The following is a 16,558-nucleotide window of genomic DNA, read 5'->3' as shown; positions in this document are numbered from 1 at the left end:
CGCTTGCCATCAACCCTCGAAAGTCACCGGGCGCAGTGGCGCAGTATTGACCTTGAGTTCAAAGACGTCCGGCCGCGCGTAGTGGCCGACCACGTCGAAGTCGAGGTTGCCCTGCTCCAGCAGGCCCATGTCGAGGTCGGCGTAAAGCTCGGTCTCGCAATCGAACACCGGCCCGGCCAGCACCTCGCCCAGCGGGCTGACGATCATGCTGCCGCCGCGCATGACGTAGTCGTCTTCCTGATGCGCCAGGCCGAAAGCCTCGCGGTGCTGCTGCGGGTACTCGCCAAGGCGGATCGCCTGGCAGGCCGAGAGCACGAACACCCGGCCTTCCAGCGCGATGTGCTGCATCGACGCCGCCCAGGTCGGGCGATCATCCGCCGTCGGCGCGCAGTACAGCTGCACACCCTGCGCATACATGGCCTGGCGCAGCGCCGGCATGTAGTTCTCCCAGCAGATCACGCTGCCCAGCACGCCGAACTCGGTCTGCACCGGCTCGATGGTCGAGCCGTCGCCGAAACCCCAGATCAAGCGCTCCTGCCCGGTGGGCATCAGCTTGCGGTGATAGCCGGCGATACCCCGGCCGGGCGCCAGGGTCACGGCGGTGCAGTAGAGGGTGCGGCCGTGGCGCTCGATAATGCCGACCACCGTGGTCACGCCCGTCTGCTCGACACTTTCGGCCAGCGCGGCCAGCTCCGGGCCGTCCAGCGCCACGGCGCCCTCGACGTAGCGCTGGTAGAGCTCGCGCCCGGCGGCACTGCGGCTGCCCACCACGCTGCCAAAGGCTGCGCCCTTGGGGTAGCCGCCGATGTAAGCCTCGGGGAATACCGCCAGTTTCGCGCCCTGCTCCGCCACCCGGCGCAGGATGCCGGCGGCCTTCTCGACGCTGGCCATCGGCTCGTAGGGAACGGAGGCGGCCTGGATGATTGCTACACGGGTCATGGGGACTCCTGTCTGGGGCTGACTATCTGAGAATTTTCTGGGGGCCTAGAAGCGGCTGATGTCGTTGTCGCGGGTTTCCGGCAGGGTCTTCCACAGCACCACCAGGCAAACCAGGGAGACCGCCGCCAGATAAGCCGCCGGCAGGTTCGCATCGCCGGTCTGGCGGATCAGCGCGGCAGCGATGAAGGGACCGGGGCCGGCGAGGATCGCCAGGGCCAGGTTGTGGCCCAGGGCCGCGCCGGTGGAGCGGATCGATGCCGGGAAGACCTCCACGAGCAGCACCACGTCCATCACTGCGGTGATCGCCACCAGCACGCCCATCACCGTGAGCCCGGCGAGGATCGCCAGCGGGTTGCCGGTGTTGAGCAACAGGAAGATCGGGTAGGCCAGCACAGTCAGCGCAGCGGCCGCGCCCAGCAACAGTTTGCGCCGGCCGATGGCGTCGCTCAGGCGGCCGATCAGCGGGTTGACGATCACGTAGACCACCAGCGCGATGCTGCACAGCCACAGCGCGCTGCTGCGCGGCAGGCCGACGGTGCTGACCAGGTGGTTGTTGGCGTAGGTGATGAAGTAGTACAGCGACACGCCGAACAGCGCGGAGAAGGCGAAGGTCGTGATGAACGCCCGGCGGCGCACGGCCTTGCTCGGCGCCTGCGCCTTGAGCGCATCGCGCTGGCGCACCATTTCCTCGTAGACCGGCGTATCCCCCAGCTTGCGGCGGATGAACACGGCAATGCCGGTCATCACGATCGACGCCACGAACGGCAGACGCCAGCCCCAGGCCGCCAGCTGCGCATCATCCAGCGCCGAGGAAATGCTCGCGGCGGTGAAGGTGCCGAACAGGAAGGCCAGCCCGGCGGTGCCGGTGATCACGCTGGCGGCGGTGGCGCGGCGGTTCGACGGCGCGCTCTCGACGATGTAGATGCCGGCGCTGGACCACTCGCCGCCAACCATCATGCCCTGGATGAAGCGCATGGCGATCAGCAGGATCGGCGCAGCGATGCCGATTGCCTCATAGGAGGGCAACAGGCCGATGATGGTGGTGCACACGCCCATGCCGAACACCGTGATGATCAGCACCGCGCGGCGGCCGAAGCGGTCACCGATGGGACCGAGGATCAGCGCGCCGAACGGCCGCGAAAGAAAGCCCACGGCGAACACCGCCAGCGACGAGAGCAGCGAGACTCCCGGCGCGCTGGAGGGAAAGAACAGCATGCCGATCACCGCGGCGAAGTAGCCGTAGATGGCGAAGTCGAACCACTCCATGAAGTTGCCGATGCCGACCGCGATGGCCCGCTTGCGGATATCCGACTGCCCGCCCCTGGTACGGATGCTGCTTGCACCCACGCTTTGCGAAATCGCGTCCACAGGATTCTCCATCCCTTGTTATGGTTGTGTGGACGCCAGACTAGGAATCCCCGCGGGCGCAGGGCAAACGATTAGGAAATATGAGCCGGATTAACGTACGTAATATCTCGCGGATCGACCTCAACCTTCTGCTCACCTTCCACTGCCTGATGACCGAGCGCAGCGCCACCCGCGCCTCGGCCGTGCTGCATGTGACCCAGGGCGCGGTGAGCGCGGCGCTGCGCCGGCTGCGCGAGCATTTCGCTGACGAGCTGTTCATCCGCACCGCCTCGGGCATGCAGCCCACGCGCAAGGCAATGGAGCTGGCGCCGAAGATCGCCGAGGCGCTGACCTCGATCTCCGGCGTGCTCGGCAGCGAGCCGGAATTCTCCGCCCACGAGTCCAGCTACGTGTTCAACATCGGGCTGTCCGACGACATCGAGGCGTACCTCGCGCCACGCATCGTCAACGCCGCGGCGGCCGAAGGCCTGGGCGTGAGCTTCGCCTTCCACCAGAGCAACAGCTCGCTGTGGAAACAGTCCCTGCAGGACCCGGACATGGACCTGGTGATCTGCAGCGAGCCGAAGGATTTCGGCACCAGCTACTCTTCCCAGGTGCTGTTCTCCTCGTCCTACTCCTGCCTGTACCGCCCGCGCGGTCGTGCGGCGGACCTGCCCATCGGCCTGGAGGAATACTTCGCGGCGAACCATGTGCGGGTGTCCTATGACGGCCGGCGCGGCTTCATCGACGACATGTTCGAGGCCGCCGGTTATGCGCGCCGGGTCACCGCCTCCTTCACCCACTTCAGTGGCGCGCTGACGACGCTGATGAGCAGCGAAGTGATCGCCACCATCCCGACCTTCGCCGCCGAGAGCTACGCGGCGATGACCGACCTGACCGTCAGCCCGGTGCCCTTCCCGGTGCCGTCCTTCCGCTGCTTCATGCTCTGGGACATCGCCCGGCACAACAAACCGCACCACGACTGGCTGCGCCAGTTCATCGGCGAGCTGGGGCAGAAGCTGGGTTGAGGCGCTCTGCGCCGTGCCCGATGGAAAACCACCTCCGCACCTGACAGCCTCAGCAGCTTTTGTAGGATGGGTGGAGCGCAGCGATACCCATGCCGGCCGTGCGTGTGCGTTGATGGGTATCGCTGCGCTCCACGCCATCCTGCGTAGTGTCTCGGCCGCACTGGTAGGGCGCATAACGCGCCAGCGTTATCCGCCGTAACGTAACCGGCGGATAACCCGTGCCGGGTTATCCGCCCTACGTCAGACACCGGACTCATCCTGTAGGAGCGGGCCATGCCCGCGATCGCGAGCATGGCTCGCTCCTACAGGGGAACGCGGGTGCAGGGGTTTTCGTGCGGAAATGCCCGACGGTCTCGCAATTCCTGAAAGCCAGCACGCCAATCAGGTGAAGCCGCTGCGGGATGCAGGGGAAGGTCCCTACACTTTTCCGGCGTTGCGGTCCTACGAACTCACTGCTTAGCGTTTCGCCCTGCCACAGCGTCATCGTGGCCAGGTGTGGAAACCTGATCTTTGTTCGTAATCGCTGTATGCAGTGGCAGTCCGGCACCACCTCGGTGCCGGATTCGCTTCGCTGTCTATGGCGGGCCGTGTGAGGCGGGCTTTGGCCCGGCCGGCGTTTACGAACAAGCTGGTTTTCCACCCTTGCACGGTCCGCCTCCCTCTTCGGCAGTTTCGGGCGGCGGCTTCTTGATTCAGCAAGGAGCACCAGAATGAACCTTTCGACTTCCCCGGCCGATGACGGCCTGATCCCGAGCACATTCGTCCGCTACAACCGGCAACTGCGCGCCCTGCTGATCGAGCAGCAGGCGTGGTTCGTCGTGCGTGACCTGAGCAAGCTGGTCAACCGCCCCGTCGAAGCCCACCTCATCGGCCGGCTGGACCACGACCAGTCCCGCCGCGAGCGCCTTGCCGGCAGTACCGAACCGGAACTGCTGGTCAGCGAGAGCGGCCTATACGCCCTGCTGCTCATCTACTGCCACCCCCCGGAAAACCGCAGCCTGCGCCAATGGCTGACCAACGATGTGGTGCCCGCCCTGCGCGACGCCTCCAACCTCGACGCCCGCCTGCCGCGCCGGCGCATGCAGCACCTGCTGGGCGAGTCGCTGCCGGTGATGGACTGGCAGGGCAACCTCTGGCTGCGCTGGCGCGACGCCGTCGGCCTGCTGGAAAACCACCTGCGCACCTGACACCGGGCCATCCTACGTAGTGCCTCGGCCGCACTGGTAGGGCGCATAACGCGCCAGCGTTATCCGCCGTGACGTAACCGGATTCAACCTGTAGGAGCAACTGTCTTTTTCTGGAGCTCCGTGCCTGCGCTTCCCCCTCACCCCATCCCTCTCCCAGGGGGAGAGGGGGCAGTCCGAGCCGACTGACGCCAAGTTTTCATCCTGCACCGAACGGTCCCCTCTCCCTCTGGGAGAGGGTTAGGGTGAGGGCTGGCCCGAGCACAGAGCTATCTCGTAGGAGCGCGCATGGCGCGCTCCTACAAGGTGTACAACGGCACCGGGCGGAACAACGGCTCGCTGGCCAGCACCTTGACGCCGGCTGGCGAGCTTTCCAGCAGGCGTCGTTCGCTGTCGGCGACCTGCAGCTCCAGGTTGAAATCCTGCCCGCCCAGGCTCTCGGCGATGGCGCGCACGGCGTCGCGAGCCCAGGGCAGATCGGAATCGAAATGGCCGAGCAACTGGCCGTGGCGCTGGATAGTCAGGCGGTACTTGTGCATGGCGAACTCTCACGAAATCGAAAGGAAACTTACTTGGTATCGAATCGAAACCTTGACAGAGCCTACCGTCCTGACGGATTTTGTCCAGGTAGTTTTTGGTCGATACCATTTCCAAGCCCGAGAATCCCGACATGAGCCTGCCCGCCGTTTCCCTCGACGCCCTCCTCACCGGCCAAGCCGTGCCCTTCACCCGGCCCGGTTCGCGCAGCGCCATCGCCAAGCAACCGCGCCAGGCCATTCTGGCGGTGACCACGCTGGGGCTGGAGAGCGACGAGCAAGGCGACCTGCGCGTTCACGGCGGCATCGAAAAGGCCATCCACCACTACCCCCGCGAGCACTACGCGGACTGGGCCGCCGAGTTGGGCGCGCACCCGCTGCTGGGTCAGCCCGGCGCGTTCGGCGAGAACTTCAGCACCACCGGCTGGACCGAAGCGGACCTCTGCCTGGGCGACCGCATCCGCGCCGGCACGGCCTTGCTGGAGGTTTCCCAGGGGCGCATGCCCTGCTGGAAGCTCAACGATCGCTTCGACGTGGCGCAGATGGCCCTGCGTGTGCAGGAGTCGGGACGCACCGGCTGGTACTACCGGGTGCTGGAGGAAGGCGCGGTGGCCGCCGGAGCGTCTCTCGAACTGGTCGAGCGCCCCTACTCCGACTGGTCGCTGCAACGGCTTTCCGCCGTGCTGTTCGACAAGCGCGTGAACGCCGACGTGCTGCGCGAATGCCTGGAACTGCCGCTGCCACCGAACTGGCGCCGCACCCTGTCGCGGCGCCTGGAGAACGGCGCAGTGGAAGACTGGAGCCCGCGCCTGGAAGGCAGCCCGAAGACCTGACTCAGGACTCCACAGCGCGCGCCGGGACCTCGGCCGGCGCACGGTGCAGGCCGATAGCCCAGAGCACGCCGACCGTCAGCAGGACAATCGCCAGCGCCTCAACCGGGCCCGGCAACCGCTGTTCGTTGATGTAGGCATAGGCGCAGGCGAACAGCGTCTCGAAGACGATCAGCTGGCCACCGAGGCTCATCGGCAGGCGGCGCGTCGCGGCGTTCCACAGACCATTGGCGACCCACGAGCCGAAGATGGCGAGGAACAGCGAGACCCAGAGGAAGACCATCCAGCGCTCCGCGGAAATGCCGGTCGGCACCGCCTGCGGCGCAATCAGTACACCGACGCCCGCCAGCACCACGGCCATGACCCCGGTGACCACGCCGGTTAGCGTCGACCATTCGTGGCTGTTGAAGTGGCTGGCCTTCAGGTAGCGCGCGTTTGCGGTAGCGAACCAGGACCAGCAGACCACCGCCGAGAAGCCGCAGACGATACCGAGGATGCGCTCGCCCGGTGTACTGCCGGCAGCCATCAGCGCCGACGGATCGAGGTTGATGCAGAGAATGCCCAGCGCCACCAGCGCCAGCGGCATCTTCATCCGCGACAACGGCAGCGAGTCCTGCTCGCAACGGCTGCGGTAGCTGATCGCCAGCGGCATGATGCCGTTGATCAGCGAGGCCGCCGCCACTCCGGCGAACTGCACCGCCGCCGACAGCAGCGCGAAGTACAAGAGGTTGCCGGCCAGGGACAGGCGGATCAGCATCGACAGGTCCTCGCGGCTGACCCGGCGCAGCAGGCCGAGGGCCACGGGCAGCGCGATCAGCAGCGAGATGGCGCCATACAGCGCGAAACGCACGGAACTGATCAGCAGCGGGTTGAATTCCGGCACCAGCGACGGCGCGAGGATCACCCCACCCCAGATTGCCCCTGCCATGCCTGCGTAGACCACCCCGCGTTTCATCTCCAACAACCTCGATACTTCAGTGAATGCCCATAAAGAGCCGCCACGGTAGCGGTTGTGGTAGGTTCTGACCAAGGATAAATCCGCACCGAGACATTCCCACAAGGAATGCCTCAGGCCTTTCACCGGAGAGCCGTCATCAGCCGTTACCTGCGCACCCTGCCACCCCTGGAAACTCTCATCACCTTCGAGGCCGTGGGCCGCTATGGCAGCTTCACCCAGGCCGCCACCGAGCTGTTCCTCACCCAGAGCGCGGTGAGCAAGCAGATGCGCGCGCTGGAAGACAGCCTCAAGGTGCCGCTGTTCGAGCGCAAACCGCGCGGCGTGACCCTCACCGCCGCCGGCGCGGAGCTGCTGACCACCGTGGACATGCTGCTCGATCGCCTGCAGCACAGCGTGCGGCGCATCCGCAACGTGCACCAGAGCAACGCCGTGTCGGTGCTGGCGACCCATGCACTGGCGCAGTTCTGGCTGTTTCCCAAGCTGATCGAATTCAACAAGGCCCACCCCGGCATCGCCGTGCATGTCCACGCGATCAACGAGATCGACGAAGCCAGCCTGGTGGATTTCGACCTGGGCATCCTCTACGGCGCGGGCGACTGGACCACGCTGAACAGCCGCTTCGTGCTGCCCGAAGTGGTCTACCCGGTCGCCCGGCCGGACTTCGACGCCTCCCGCATCACCACCCTCGACCAGCTCGCCGCCGCGCCGTTGGTGCAACTGGATACTTCGGCCTGGAGCTGCCTGGACTGGCACGACTGGTTCGGTCACTTCGGCAAGGATTACCAGCCGGCGGAGAGCGACCCGGTGTTCAACCAGCTCACCCTCGCCTACCGCGCCGTGCAGCAAGGTATGGGCATCGGCCTGGCCTGGGGGTTCATGGCGGATGATGCGGTGGCCAACGGCGAGATGCAGCGGGTGACGGACCTGGCCATGGTCACCGAGCGCGGCGAGTACCTGGTGTCCCTGCGCCACCGCCAGCTGTCACCGGCGGCGCAGTTGTTCCATGACTGGTTGCTGGCGTCACTGGGGCTGGACGAAACGCCCGCGTAACCGCTCGATCACCTGCTCGATCGACGGCCCCTGCACGGCGGGCGGCACCGGCGCCTCGCCGAATTCACGCCAGACGAACAGGGTCAGTTCGGCGCCGTCGGTCTGGGTGGAGGCATCCTCGATATGGGCGAACTGACTTAATGAGCGATAGCGCTCATCGGCCCAGAAGGCTTCCTCGACCCAGGCGTATACCGGGATGAAATGGAAGTGGATGGGGAAGCCCGGCGAATGGCCGAAGCGGCCGATATACAGCCATTTGGGGTGCAGTGTCTCTTCGAGGATGCGCTGGACCTTCGCCATCAGCACGCCCATTTCCGCCAGCGCGGCTTCCGGCAGGTCGGCCAGGGACTCCACCGGCTGCTTCGAACCGAGCATCAGGTAGCCCGGCAAGGCGGACGCCAGATGGTGGTTGAGCAGCCAGTGCTCGGTCTGGTGGATGACGTGGGTGGCAGGAATCTGCATCGACTGGCGTCCGGCACAAAACGGGACGCCAGCCTAGCAGAGGTCCGTATCAAGCGAGTGCAACCCAGCCACGGAAGGCGAAGCCGACGTAGAAGGCCTCGATGCGGCTGAAGCCGGCTTCCCAGAGCAGCGCTTCGTCCTGCTCGGGGGTGAGGATGTTCAGGTGCGCATCCACGGCGTTGCGTGCCTGCTGCGCGTTGCCCGGCTCCATCCCGGAGCTGACGGCGAACTCGGCGTAGCGCGACAGCCAGCGCGCCCGCTCGCCAGCCCCTTGTGGCACACAGAGGTGCGCCATGACGAAGGACGCGCCAGGCCTTAGCCGGGCATGGATTTCGCGCAGCACGCGCAGGCGTTCCGCCTCGGGCAGGAAATGCAGGGTCAGCAGGCAGGCGCCACCGTCGAACGGGCCCGGCGGAGCGTCGTCGATGTAGCCCTGCAGCAGGTCAGCGCGCCCAGCGTTCGGCCCGAGCATCTGCGCCGCCACCGCGAGCATCTCGGCGGAGGGGTCGACGCCGGTGAAGCGCCAGGCCGGCTGGGCTTCGGCGAAGGCACGCAGCTCCATGCCGCCGCCCGCGCCGAGTACCAGCAGGTGGCCGTCGTGCGGCGCCTGTTCGGCCAGCAGGATGGCCACCATGCGGTGCAGGTCGAACACGCCGGGGACGAAGCGCGGCGGGTTCTCCGCGTAGCGCGCGGCGGCGTCGGGGTCGTGGAACGGGGCCATCAGTTCGGCGGGGGTCATGCAGAGTCCTTTCTGGTCACTCGCTGGCGAACAGCTTCTTCAGCTCCCGCTCGCTCACGGCTTTGGCCATGGCGGTGAGGAACACCTTGAACAGCAGCCCGCAGAACATCGCCGTCAGGGCGATGGTGAAGAAGGTCGCCACCAGCCAGTCGACCGGCGCCCAGCCACTGGCGATCACTACCGGACGGTAGACCAGGGTGCCGGCGATCACCACCCAATGGCTGAAGCAGTAGAAGCACTGGAACAGGTGGCCGACCTGCGGGTGGACCTTCCAGGCCAGTGCGCGCAGGGGTGCGAAGAGTTCGGTCTGGGTGACGGTCATGGACAGCGCGGAGGCGGCGATGGCCAGGGCAAGGCAGGTCCACAGCGCGCCGGCCAGCGGCGAGTTCAAGAGATCGATCATGGGAGGTTCCTGGTGGGCTTGGTATCTTTCGTTACTTTTAAAGTAACTTGATTGAGCGCACAGGGTCAATGCCGGTCATCGACCGGCATTTCAACCAGGAATCATCAGTGGTCTTTCGGGTAAAGCGCCGTGAAGCGTTCGGCGAGATCGGCCAGGGACACGGCGCCCAGGCGTTCAAGGAGGATGGCGGTGGCCTGCTCCATGGCGTCCTGCAGCGCGTCGTTGACCACCTTTTCCACCAGGCAATCCGGGTGCACGTTATCGAAGCCCATGGCGAACAGGCGCTCGCTGCCCACCGCGCGGTAGACATCCAGCAGCGTGACCTGGGCCAGGTCGCAGTCCAGCGTCCAGCCGCCACCGTGGCCCTTCTCCGAGCGCACGTAGCCGGCCTCGCGCAGGCCGCCCATGGTCCGCCGCACCACGGCCGGGTTGGTGCCGAGCATCTGGGCGATGCGCTCGGAGGTCACGGGCTGGTCGTCGCGGGCCATGTGCAGCAGCACGTGGAGCATGCGCGAGAGGCGGCTGTCGGTTCGCACGGTGGGGTCTCGAAGGTGAAGGCGCCTGCATCATCGCACCCCGCCGCGGCGCGGTTCAAACCCGCCTGCCACTGGCATTGCCACGGGAATGGGCGACAATGGCGGTCACGCGCCCTCTTCCGTCTCCCCGCGAGCCATCGACCATGAACGATCTTTCCATCCAGCTGGTGCAGACCGGCCCTGAACACCAGGACCTGATCCGCAACCTCTACCAGTACTACGCCTACGAGTCGTCGGACTGGGAGGACGAGGACGTGGAGGTCGATGGGCGCTTCTACATCCACGAGGAGCACCTGGCGCGCTACTGGAGCGAGCCGGAGTGGAGCGCCAACCTGATCCTCGCCGACGGCTTCATCGCCGGCTTCCTGCTGGTGGAAGGCAGCGAGCTGCCGGGCATCGACGCGCTGGAGCTATCGGACCTGTTCGTGCTGAAGAAGTACCGTCGCTCGGGGATAGGCCGCGCGCTGGCCAACCAGGTGCTGCTGGGCAATCCCGGCCCCTGGCTGGTGCGTTTCTATTCCCAGGACGAAGTGGCGGCGGCCTTCTGGAAAGCCGTGTTCGCCGACCTGCCGCGCCCGGTGCAGAGCATCGAGCCGGGGGACGACCCGCAGCTGGTGAGCTACCTGATCAGCCCGGCGACGCACTGAGCGCGCTGTACGCCAGGATCAGTCTTCTGTCATTTCCGATCATTGAGCGACCTGCCGGAGCGGCCGTATCGTCCTGAGTGAACAACAAGAACTCTCAGGAGGTATTCCCGTGACCGCACTGAACCTGCACCCCCAGGCCGCCGCTTCGCTGGCCAGCTGGCACCAGATGGTGGCTGCCAAGAACCTGTCCAACCTGCCGCAGCTGCTGGCGCCCAACGCGGTGTTCCGCTCGCCCATGGCGCACTCGCCCTACCCCGGCGCGCCGGTGGTCTCGACCATTCTCAATACCGTGCTGCAGGTGTTCGAGAACTTCACCTACCACCGCGAACTGGCCACCGGCGACGGCCTGAACGTGGTGCTGGAGTTCAGCGCCACGGTGAACGGCAAGGACCTCAAGGGTATCGACATGGTCCGCTTCGACGAGGACGGCAAGATCGTCGAGTTCGAGGTGATGGTCCGCCCGCTCAGCGGCCTGCAGGCTCTGGGCGAGGAAATGGGCCGCCGCCTGGCGCCCTATCTGGCCGCCGCCAAGGCGCAGACTGCCAAGAGCTGATTGCCCGCCTCGGGGATTTCTGCTGGGATGGGCTATTACCCGTTCAAGGAAATCCCCATGGCCTCCTACGAGGAACTCTTCTCCATCGGCGAGGGCTTCGACGCCTTCGTCGCCCACGGCCTGCCCGGCGAGATTGCCGGGGTGCGCAAGGTCCAGCAGCAGCTGGCTGAAACCGGCACCATCAGCGCCGACACCCTGCGCCGCATCCAGGCCATCGAGGGCCGCTACCGCCTGCTGATCGCCGGTGAGATGTGGTGCCCGGACTGCCAGATCAACGTCACCGTGATGGACCATCTGCAGCGCCTGCAACCGCGCGTGGAGCTGGCGGTAATCACCAAGGGACGTGCCGAGGACGACCTGCGTGAACGCATGGAACTGGACCGTATCCTGATCCCGGTGGTGCTGGTGCTCGATGGTGATTTCCAGCCGGTAGGCCGTTTCATCGAACGACCGCTGGAAGTGGTGGCAGGTGGCGATGCGCTCAAGCCTGCGTACCGTGCAGGCGAGTACCTGGAAAGCACGCTGACGGACCTGCTGGAGCTGTTCGAGAAGGCTGAAGGTCGGGCGTAAGCGCGCCTTGTCGGCGCGTTCGCGGGCATGGCCCGCGCCTACAGGTCCGTCATCTGCAGGGGCGCGGGGCGGATAACGCTGGCGTGTTATGCGCCCTACAGGCGTTGGCCCCACAACTTCGGCACCCTGGACACTCGATCGTAGGATGGGTGGAGCCTGCGATACCCATCAACGGAGTTGCCGGTAGATCGATGGGTATCGCTTCGCTCCACACCATCCTACGGACGCAACGAAGGCCAGCGGCTCCGCAGTGAAACAGAAGCCATGAAAAAGCCCCGCGATGCGGGGCTTTTTCGTTCAGGCCAGGCGGATCACATCGAGTACTTCACCGTGAACATCAGGTTGCGCGGCTCGCCGTAGTTCAGGTTGCCGAAGCTGATGCCGCTGTAATAGTACTTGTCGAAGATGTTGTTGAAGTTCACCCGGGTGTCGATGTTCTCGTTGACCTTGTAGCCGAGCATGGCGTTGGTCACCGTGTAGCCGCCCTGCTGGAAGCCGGTGGTGGTGTCCTCGGTCTGGCTCTGGGTTACCAGGTTGCCACCCACGCGCCACTGGTGCAGCTCGCCCGGCAGGGTGTAGCTGGTGGCGAGCTTGAACAGGTGGCGCGGCTTGCTCGGGTCGAACGGCTTGCCGACGTTGTCCTCGTTGCTGTCGTGCTTGTACTTGGCGTCGACGTAGGTGTAGCCCGCCATCGCCTGCCAGTTCTCGGTCAGCGCGCCGCTGACTTCCATGTCCACGCCCTGGCTGCGCACCTTGCCCGAAGCCCGCGAGCAGTAGATCGAGGTCGGCGAGCTGGGGCACGGCGAGGGACCGCTGGTGTCGTCGGTGGCGCGGTTTTCCTGATCGACCTGGAACAGCGCGATCTGGGTGTTCAGCGTGCCGCCGAAGTGCTCGCCCTTCAGGCCGATCTCGTAGTTCTTGCCGGTGATCGGGTCGAGCAGGCTGCCGCTGGAATCGAAGTTGCTCTGCGGCTTGAAGATGTCGGTGTAGCTGGCATAGACCGAATAGACGTCGTTCAGGTCGTAGACCACGCCGGCGTAACGGGTGACGTTGCGGGTGACCTTCTGGGTGCCGGTGTCGTTGTGCGGGTCGGCCTCGTACCAGTCCAGCCGGCCGCCGAGGATCACCTTGAGCGGGTCGGCGACGTTCAGGCGGGTGGTGACGTAGGCGCCCTTCTGCTCCTGGTCGAGCTTCATGTTCCAGAGGCTCATGTCGATGTTCGGCTTCTGCACCGAGCTGGGGTCCCACTTCGTCGGGTCGAACGGGGTCACCGGCGAGCCGTCGTTGTAGGTCAGGTCGCCCCAGCCGCCGTGGCCGTCGAAGCGCTCTTCGCGGTAGCTGCCGCCGAACACCAGCTCGTGCTCGCGGCCGAAGGCCTGGAACGGGCCGTTGGCGAAGGCGTCGTAGCTCTGGTGGTCGTCGGTGTAGGCGTACTTGCCCGGCCCCATGGTCATGGTCGGGCAGCCTTCGGTGTAGTAGCAGCTGTTGTACAGGCCGAGCATGTCGATGCGCGCCCACAGCTTGTCGGCGGCGACCTTCATCTGCCAGCCGTTGTCGAAGCGGTGCACCACGTCGCCGAACAGGTGGGTGGTGGTGGTATCCCAGTAGGACCAGTCGGCGCCGTAGTAGTCGGAGCGCTTGAGGTCCAGGTGACGACCACCCAGCGGTGCCGGCAGGCCTACCCAGTTGTCGTTCTTGTTGTCGTTCTGGTAGGACGCGCCCAGGGTCAGGGTGGTGTCCGGGTTCAGGTCGGCCTCGGTGATGCCGTAAAGCACACCGCGCTCGCCGCTGACCACGTCCTGGAAGCTGTCGCGGGTCTCGTAGGCAGCCACCGCGCGGCCGCGCAGGGTGCCTTCGCTGTTCAGCGGGCCGGAAACGTCGACCTGGCTGCGGTAGCGGTCCCAGGTGCCGGCGCTGCCTTCCAGGCTCATGTGGAAGTCCTGGGTCGGGCGCTTGCGCACCATGTTGACGGCGGCGGCCGGGTTGCCCGCGCCCTGCATCAGGCCGGTGGCGCCGCGCACCACTTCGACGCGGTCGAACATCGCCAGGTCCGCGGCGGAAATCACGTCCTGGGTGTAGGTGGAAATGCTGGTGGCCAGGCCGTCGTACATGATGTTGTCGACATCGAAGCCACGCGCGGCGTAGCTCACTCGCGCCGGCCCGTACTGCTGGACAGTCATGCCGGTGACGCCGCGAATCGCGTCGTCGAGGTCCTGCATGTTCTGGTCTTCCATCTGCTGCCGGGTGACCACGCTCACCGACTGCGGCGTCTCGCGGACGGTCATGTTCAGCTTGGTGGAAGTCTGCATCACGCCGGTGGTGTAGGAGCCGGTGCCTTCGGTGGTGCCCGGCGCCACAGGGGCAGCGCCGACGACCTCGGTGGCACCCAGGTCGACGCTGTCATTGCCCGATGCGCCGCCGCGCACGGCACCGCTGACCTGTGCGCTGTTGCCGTTGACCGTGCCCTGCAGGCCGCTGTCCGCCAGCAGACGATCGAGTGCCTCGCCCGGCTCCATGTTGCCCTTGAGTGCCGGCGCGCCAACCTTGGCGATCTGGGCACGGTCATAGGAAATCCGCATTCCGGTTGCGGACTGCAATTGCTCCAGGGAAGCGGCCAGGGGCTGCTTGGGCAGGTCGATGGCCACGGGGGCGGCGACCGCGGAGAGAGCAAGGGTGGAGAGACTGAGCAGGAGCGCGCCCGAGGCTACGTCTTTCATCTGCTGGAGGATCCTTCGGTGCGAGGTTTGCGCTCTGTTGGCGCAATGACTCGGTTGGCGAATGCCGGCTGGTGGACGCCGACGGGGAGCCAAAGTGTATGCAGATGTAAATTCTTTGTAAATGCGAATACTTCGTATCTTATTTCGCGACTAGTCTTCGCGTGGCTGGCGGAGGGATGTAGCCAACCTGTAGGAGAGCCCCATGCGCGCGATCACGGGCATGCCCCGCTTACATGGCCCGCTTACGAGGACTCACCGCCGTTACGCGCCTCCAGCATGAACTCGATGAAGGCCCGCACACGCGACGGCACATGGCGCGCGTAGGGGTAGATGAGGAGGAATGGCCGTGTGGTCTGGCCGTAGTCCTTCAGCACTTCCACCAACTCGCCCTGGTCCAGTTCTTCCTGCACGGTGAAACGGTAAGCCTGCATCAACCCGCCGCCGCACTTGGCCAGGGTCGCCGTGGCCAGGTAATCCTCCAGCACCGTGAGGCTACCGGTCGTCTCGATCTCCACCAGCTTGCCGTAGACCCGGAAGGACCAGGGCACACGCCGACCACTGCTGGGCAGCTCGAACTGGATGCACTCGTGCGCGGCGAGATCTTCCGGCGTCCGCGGCGTACCGGCACGCGCCAGGTACTCGGGCGTGGCGACCACCACGTTCTCCGCCTCCTCCAGGCGCCGCGCCACCAGGCTGGAGTCCGCCGGGTCGCGGCCACGGATGGCCAGGTCGTATCCCTCGTTGGCGAAGTCGATATTGCGGTTGCTGACATGCACCTCCACCTGCACCTGCGGGTAGCGCCGGCGGAACTCCGGCAACCGCGGGAACAGCCGGTAATGCGCGTAGGGCGTGGGCACGCTGATGCGCAGGCGCCCCGAGGCGATGCTCTGGCCGCCGCTGACCGCGCGCTCGGCATCCACCAGTTGGGTCAGCGCCTGCCGGCATTGCTCGAAGTAGGTGCGGCCGTCATCGGTCAGGCGCATCTGCCGCGTGGTGCGGACGAACAGGCGCACACCCAGGCGCTCTTCCAGCCGCGCCACCGAACGACTCACCGCCGCGGGCGTGATACCTGCCTCGTTGGCGGCGGCGGTGAAGCTGCCGGTCTCCGCGGCCAGGCAGAACAGCTCGATGCTGCCCAGTTGCAGATCGTCGAAATGGCGGGTCATGGCGCGACTCTATTGATTACATGAGGTATCAATTCAAATGCCGTCAACCTCATTTTTCAAGTCTCGATTGCAGCCTAGATTGGCCTCCAAGACGCGGGCACCCCGCCCCGCCCCACCCTCGGAGAGATCACCATGAGCAAGACCGTCATCGTCACCGGCGCCTCCAGCGGCCTCGGCTTCGCCATCGCCCGCGCCTACCTGGAGCGCGGCTACAACGTGGTCGGCAACGCCCGCACCCAGGCCCGCCTCGAGGAAGCCGCCGCCAGACTGGGCAACCCGCACAACTTCCTCGCCGTGGCCGGCGACATCGCCCGGCCGGACACCGCCCGGCGCCTGTTCGCCCAGGCCATCGAAGCCTTCGGCCAGGTGGACATCCTGATCAACAACGCCGGCATCTTCATCGCCAAGCCGGTAGGCGATTACACCGAGGAAGAACTCGAGGCCATCGTCGACACCAACCTCAAGGGCTTCTTCTACCCGTCGCAAGCCGCCGCCAAGCACATGGCCGCCAGGGGTTCGGGGCACATCGTGAGCATTACCGCATCCATCGCCATGCAACCCAACGTGAAGGTGCCGGCGCTGCTGCCGGTGCTGATCAAGGGCGGGCTGAACAGCGCGGTGCGCGGTCTGGCCCTGGAGCTGGCGGCGTCCCACGTGCAGGTCAACGCGGTGGCGCCGGGGATCATCGAAACCCCGCTGCACCCCGATGACGAAGGCACCCGCGCCTTCCTGCGCGGCCTCGCCCCCAGTGGCGAGATCGGCAGCCCGCAGGATATCGTCGACGCGGTGCTCTACCTGACCGACTCGACCTTCGTCAGCGGAACCATCCTCAACGTCGACGGTGGCTCCACCACCGGCGTCTGGTAAGCCAACCCTCACAACAACAACGGAGA

18 protein-coding genes are annotated in these 16,558 nt (G+C 66.0%); 8 read left to right on the top strand and 10 right to left on the bottom strand.

The features are described 5' to 3' along the window. Window positions 1–9 precede the first annotated feature (9 nt). Both IB261_RS13770 and IB261_RS13765 read right to left on the bottom strand, forming a co-directional pair. A complete protein-coding gene (locus tag IB261_RS13770; RefSeq protein WP_192382816.1) occupies window positions 10–939 on the bottom strand; it encodes a carbon-nitrogen hydrolase family protein in 930 nt (309 codons plus the stop codon). Window positions 940–984: 45 nt separating this feature from the next. Then, complete coding sequence (locus IB261_RS13765; RefSeq protein ID WP_081520839.1) at window positions 985–2,307, bottom strand: MFS transporter; 1,323 nt, start codon at window positions 2,305–2,307, stop codon at window positions 985–987. An 80-nt stretch (window positions 2,308–2,387) separates the two neighbouring features. Between IB261_RS13765 and IB261_RS13760 the strand changes: the two genes are divergently transcribed. Next, a complete protein-coding gene (locus IB261_RS13760; RefSeq protein ID WP_192382817.1) occupies window positions 2,388–3,314 on the top strand; it encodes a LysR substrate-binding domain-containing protein in 927 nt (308 codons plus the stop codon). A 710-nt stretch (window positions 3,315–4,024) separates the two neighbouring features. Continuing rightward, window positions 4,025–4,501: a BRO-N domain-containing protein gene (locus IB261_RS13755; protein ID WP_192382818.1), complete on the top strand. Its 477-nt coding sequence runs from the start codon at window positions 4,025–4,027 to the stop codon at window positions 4,499–4,501. 296 nt (window positions 4,502–4,797) lie between these two features. Here the strand turns inward: IB261_RS13755 and IB261_RS13750 are convergent, their stop codons facing one another. Beyond that, window positions 4,798–5,037: a cytoplasmic protein gene (locus tag IB261_RS13750; RefSeq protein WP_192382819.1), complete on the bottom strand. Its 240-nt coding sequence runs from the start codon at window positions 5,035–5,037 to the stop codon at window positions 4,798–4,800. Between the two features lie 131 nt (window positions 5,038–5,168). Here IB261_RS13750 and IB261_RS13745 point away from each other — a divergent pair, with 131 nt between their 5' ends. Further along, the gene (locus IB261_RS13745; RefSeq protein ID WP_081520843.1) at window positions 5,169–5,867 is read left to right on the top strand and encodes an MOSC domain-containing protein; all 699 of its coding nucleotides are present in this window, start codon (window positions 5,169–5,171) and stop codon (window positions 5,865–5,867) included. 1 nt (window position 5,868) lies between these two features. On the opposite strand, the gene IB261_RS13740 is transcribed toward IB261_RS13745, so the two are convergent. Continuing rightward, the gene (locus tag IB261_RS13740) at window positions 5,869–6,819 is read right to left on the bottom strand and encodes a DMT family transporter (RefSeq protein WP_192382820.1); all 951 of its coding nucleotides are present in this window, start codon (window positions 6,817–6,819) and stop codon (window positions 5,869–5,871) included. Between the two features lie 108 nt (window positions 6,820–6,927). On the opposite strand from IB261_RS13740, the gene IB261_RS13735 reads away from it, so the two are divergent. Continuing rightward, a complete protein-coding gene (locus IB261_RS13735) occupies window positions 6,928–7,872 on the top strand; it encodes a LysR substrate-binding domain-containing protein (RefSeq protein WP_225594987.1) in 945 nt (314 codons plus the stop codon). Here IB261_RS13735 and IB261_RS13730 read toward each other — a convergent pair. The 4 genes from IB261_RS13730 to IB261_RS13715 form a co-directional block, all read right to left on the bottom strand. Next, on the bottom strand, window positions 7,843–8,334 hold the full coding sequence (locus tag IB261_RS13730) for an HIT family protein (protein ID WP_192382821.1): 492 nt from the start codon (window positions 8,332–8,334) through the stop codon (window positions 7,843–7,845). The two genes, IB261_RS13735 and IB261_RS13730, sit on opposite strands and share 30 nt — an antisense overlap. 49 nt (window positions 8,335–8,383) lie before the next feature. Further along, the gene (locus tag IB261_RS13725; RefSeq protein ID WP_192382822.1) at window positions 8,384–9,073 is read right to left on the bottom strand and encodes a class I SAM-dependent methyltransferase; all 690 of its coding nucleotides are present in this window, start codon (window positions 9,071–9,073) and stop codon (window positions 8,384–8,386) included. Window positions 9,074–9,089: 16 nt separating this feature from the next. Continuing rightward, entirely contained in the window at window positions 9,090–9,476 is a 387-nt protein-coding gene (locus IB261_RS13720) for a DUF1360 domain-containing protein (RefSeq protein ID WP_151186924.1), read from the bottom strand. Window positions 9,477–9,580: 104 nt separating this feature from the next. Further along, window positions 9,581–10,012 (bottom strand): Rrf2 family transcriptional regulator, encoded by a 432-nt coding sequence (locus IB261_RS13715; protein ID WP_081520848.1) that lies wholly within the window; start codon window positions 10,010–10,012, stop codon window positions 9,581–9,583. Window positions 10,013–10,155: 143 nt separating this feature from the next. Here IB261_RS13715 and IB261_RS13710 point away from each other — a divergent pair, with 143 nt between their 5' ends. From IB261_RS13710 to IB261_RS13700, 3 genes are all read left to right on the top strand, one after another. After that, window positions 10,156–10,659, top strand: a complete 504-nt coding sequence (locus IB261_RS13710) for a GNAT family N-acetyltransferase (RefSeq protein ID WP_139791711.1) — start codon at window positions 10,156–10,158, stop codon at window positions 10,657–10,659. 109 nt (window positions 10,660–10,768) lie between these two features. Then, window positions 10,769–11,212: a nuclear transport factor 2 family protein gene (locus IB261_RS13705; RefSeq protein ID WP_081520850.1), complete on the top strand. Its 444-nt coding sequence runs from the start codon at window positions 10,769–10,771 to the stop codon at window positions 11,210–11,212. Between the two features lie 57 nt (window positions 11,213–11,269). Beyond that, window positions 11,270–11,782, top strand: a complete 513-nt coding sequence (locus IB261_RS13700; protein ID WP_192210918.1) for a thioredoxin family protein — start codon at window positions 11,270–11,272, stop codon at window positions 11,780–11,782. A gap of 311 nt (window positions 11,783–12,093) precedes the next feature. Here the strand turns inward: IB261_RS13700 and IB261_RS13695 are convergent, their stop codons facing one another. Together IB261_RS13695 and IB261_RS13690 are read right to left on the bottom strand one after the other, a co-directional pair. Beyond that, window positions 12,094–14,499: a TonB-dependent siderophore receptor gene (locus tag IB261_RS13695; protein WP_192382823.1), complete on the bottom strand. Its 2,406-nt coding sequence runs from the start codon at window positions 14,497–14,499 to the stop codon at window positions 12,094–12,096. Window positions 14,500–14,741: 242 nt separating this feature from the next. Beyond that, the gene (locus IB261_RS13690; protein ID WP_192382824.1) at window positions 14,742–15,665 is read right to left on the bottom strand and encodes a LysR family transcriptional regulator; all 924 of its coding nucleotides are present in this window, start codon (window positions 15,663–15,665) and stop codon (window positions 14,742–14,744) included. Window positions 15,666–15,797: 132 nt separating this feature from the next. On the opposite strand from IB261_RS13690, the gene IB261_RS13685 reads away from it, so the two are divergent. Next, complete coding sequence (locus IB261_RS13685) at window positions 15,798–16,532, top strand: SDR family NAD(P)-dependent oxidoreductase (RefSeq protein ID WP_151186921.1); 735 nt, start codon at window positions 15,798–15,800, stop codon at window positions 16,530–16,532. Window positions 16,533–16,558 lie beyond the last annotated feature (26 nt).

It is taken from the genome of Pseudomonas sp. PDM20 (genome assembly GCF_014852575.3).
In the GTDB taxonomy this organism is placed as follows: Bacteria; Pseudomonadota; Gammaproteobacteria; order Pseudomonadales; family Pseudomonadaceae; genus Pseudomonas.
The sequence above is the reverse complement of the archived record's forward strand: the minus strand, read 5'-3'. Positions and strand labels throughout refer to the sequence as shown.

What these genes read in the sequence shown, in the direction of transcription:
- IB261_RS13770 (WP_192382816.1), bottom strand. Translation starts at nt 939, where the DNA reads ATGACCCGTGTAGCAATCATCCAGGCCGCCTCCGTTCCCTACGAGCCG.
- IB261_RS13760 (WP_192382817.1), top strand. Translation starts at nt 2,388, where the DNA reads ATGAGCCGGATTAACGTACGTAATATCTCGCGGATCGACCTCAACCTT.
- IB261_RS13755 (WP_192382818.1), top strand. Translation starts at nt 4,025, where the DNA reads ATGAACCTTTCGACTTCCCCGGCCGATGACGGCCTGATCCCGAGCACA.
- IB261_RS13750 (WP_192382819.1), bottom strand. Translation starts at nt 5,037, where the DNA reads ATGCACAAGTACCGCCTGACTATCCAGCGCCACGGCCAGTTGCTCGGC.
- IB261_RS13745 (WP_081520843.1), top strand. Translation starts at nt 5,169, where the DNA reads ATGAGCCTGCCCGCCGTTTCCCTCGACGCCCTCCTCACCGGCCAAGCC.
- IB261_RS13740 (WP_192382820.1), bottom strand. Translation starts at nt 6,819, where the DNA reads ATGAAACGCGGGGTGGTCTACGCAGGCATGGCAGGGGCAATCTGGGGT.
- IB261_RS13735 (WP_225594987.1), top strand. Translation starts at nt 6,928, where the DNA reads ATGCCTCAGGCCTTTCACCGGAGAGCCGTCATCAGCCGTTACCTGCGC.
- IB261_RS13730 (WP_192382821.1), bottom strand. Translation starts at nt 8,334, where the DNA reads ATGCAGATTCCTGCCACCCACGTCATCCACCAGACCGAGCACTGGCTG.
- IB261_RS13725 (WP_192382822.1), bottom strand. Translation starts at nt 9,073, where the DNA reads ATGACCCCCGCCGAACTGATGGCCCCGTTCCACGACCCCGACGCCGCC.
- IB261_RS13720 (WP_151186924.1), bottom strand. Translation starts at nt 9,476, where the DNA reads ATGATCGATCTCTTGAACTCGCCGCTGGCCGGCGCGCTGTGGACCTGC.
- IB261_RS13710 (WP_139791711.1), top strand. Translation starts at nt 10,156, where the DNA reads ATGAACGATCTTTCCATCCAGCTGGTGCAGACCGGCCCTGAACACCAG.
- IB261_RS13700 (WP_192210918.1), top strand. Translation starts at nt 11,270, where the DNA reads ATGGCCTCCTACGAGGAACTCTTCTCCATCGGCGAGGGCTTCGACGCC.
- IB261_RS13695 (WP_192382823.1), bottom strand. Translation starts at nt 14,499, where the DNA reads ATGAAAGACGTAGCCTCGGGCGCGCTCCTGCTCAGTCTCTCCACCCTT.
- IB261_RS13690 (WP_192382824.1), bottom strand. Translation starts at nt 15,665, where the DNA reads ATGACCCGCCATTTCGACGATCTGCAACTGGGCAGCATCGAGCTGTTC.
- IB261_RS13685 (WP_151186921.1), top strand. Translation starts at nt 15,798, where the DNA reads ATGAGCAAGACCGTCATCGTCACCGGCGCCTCCAGCGGCCTCGGCTTC.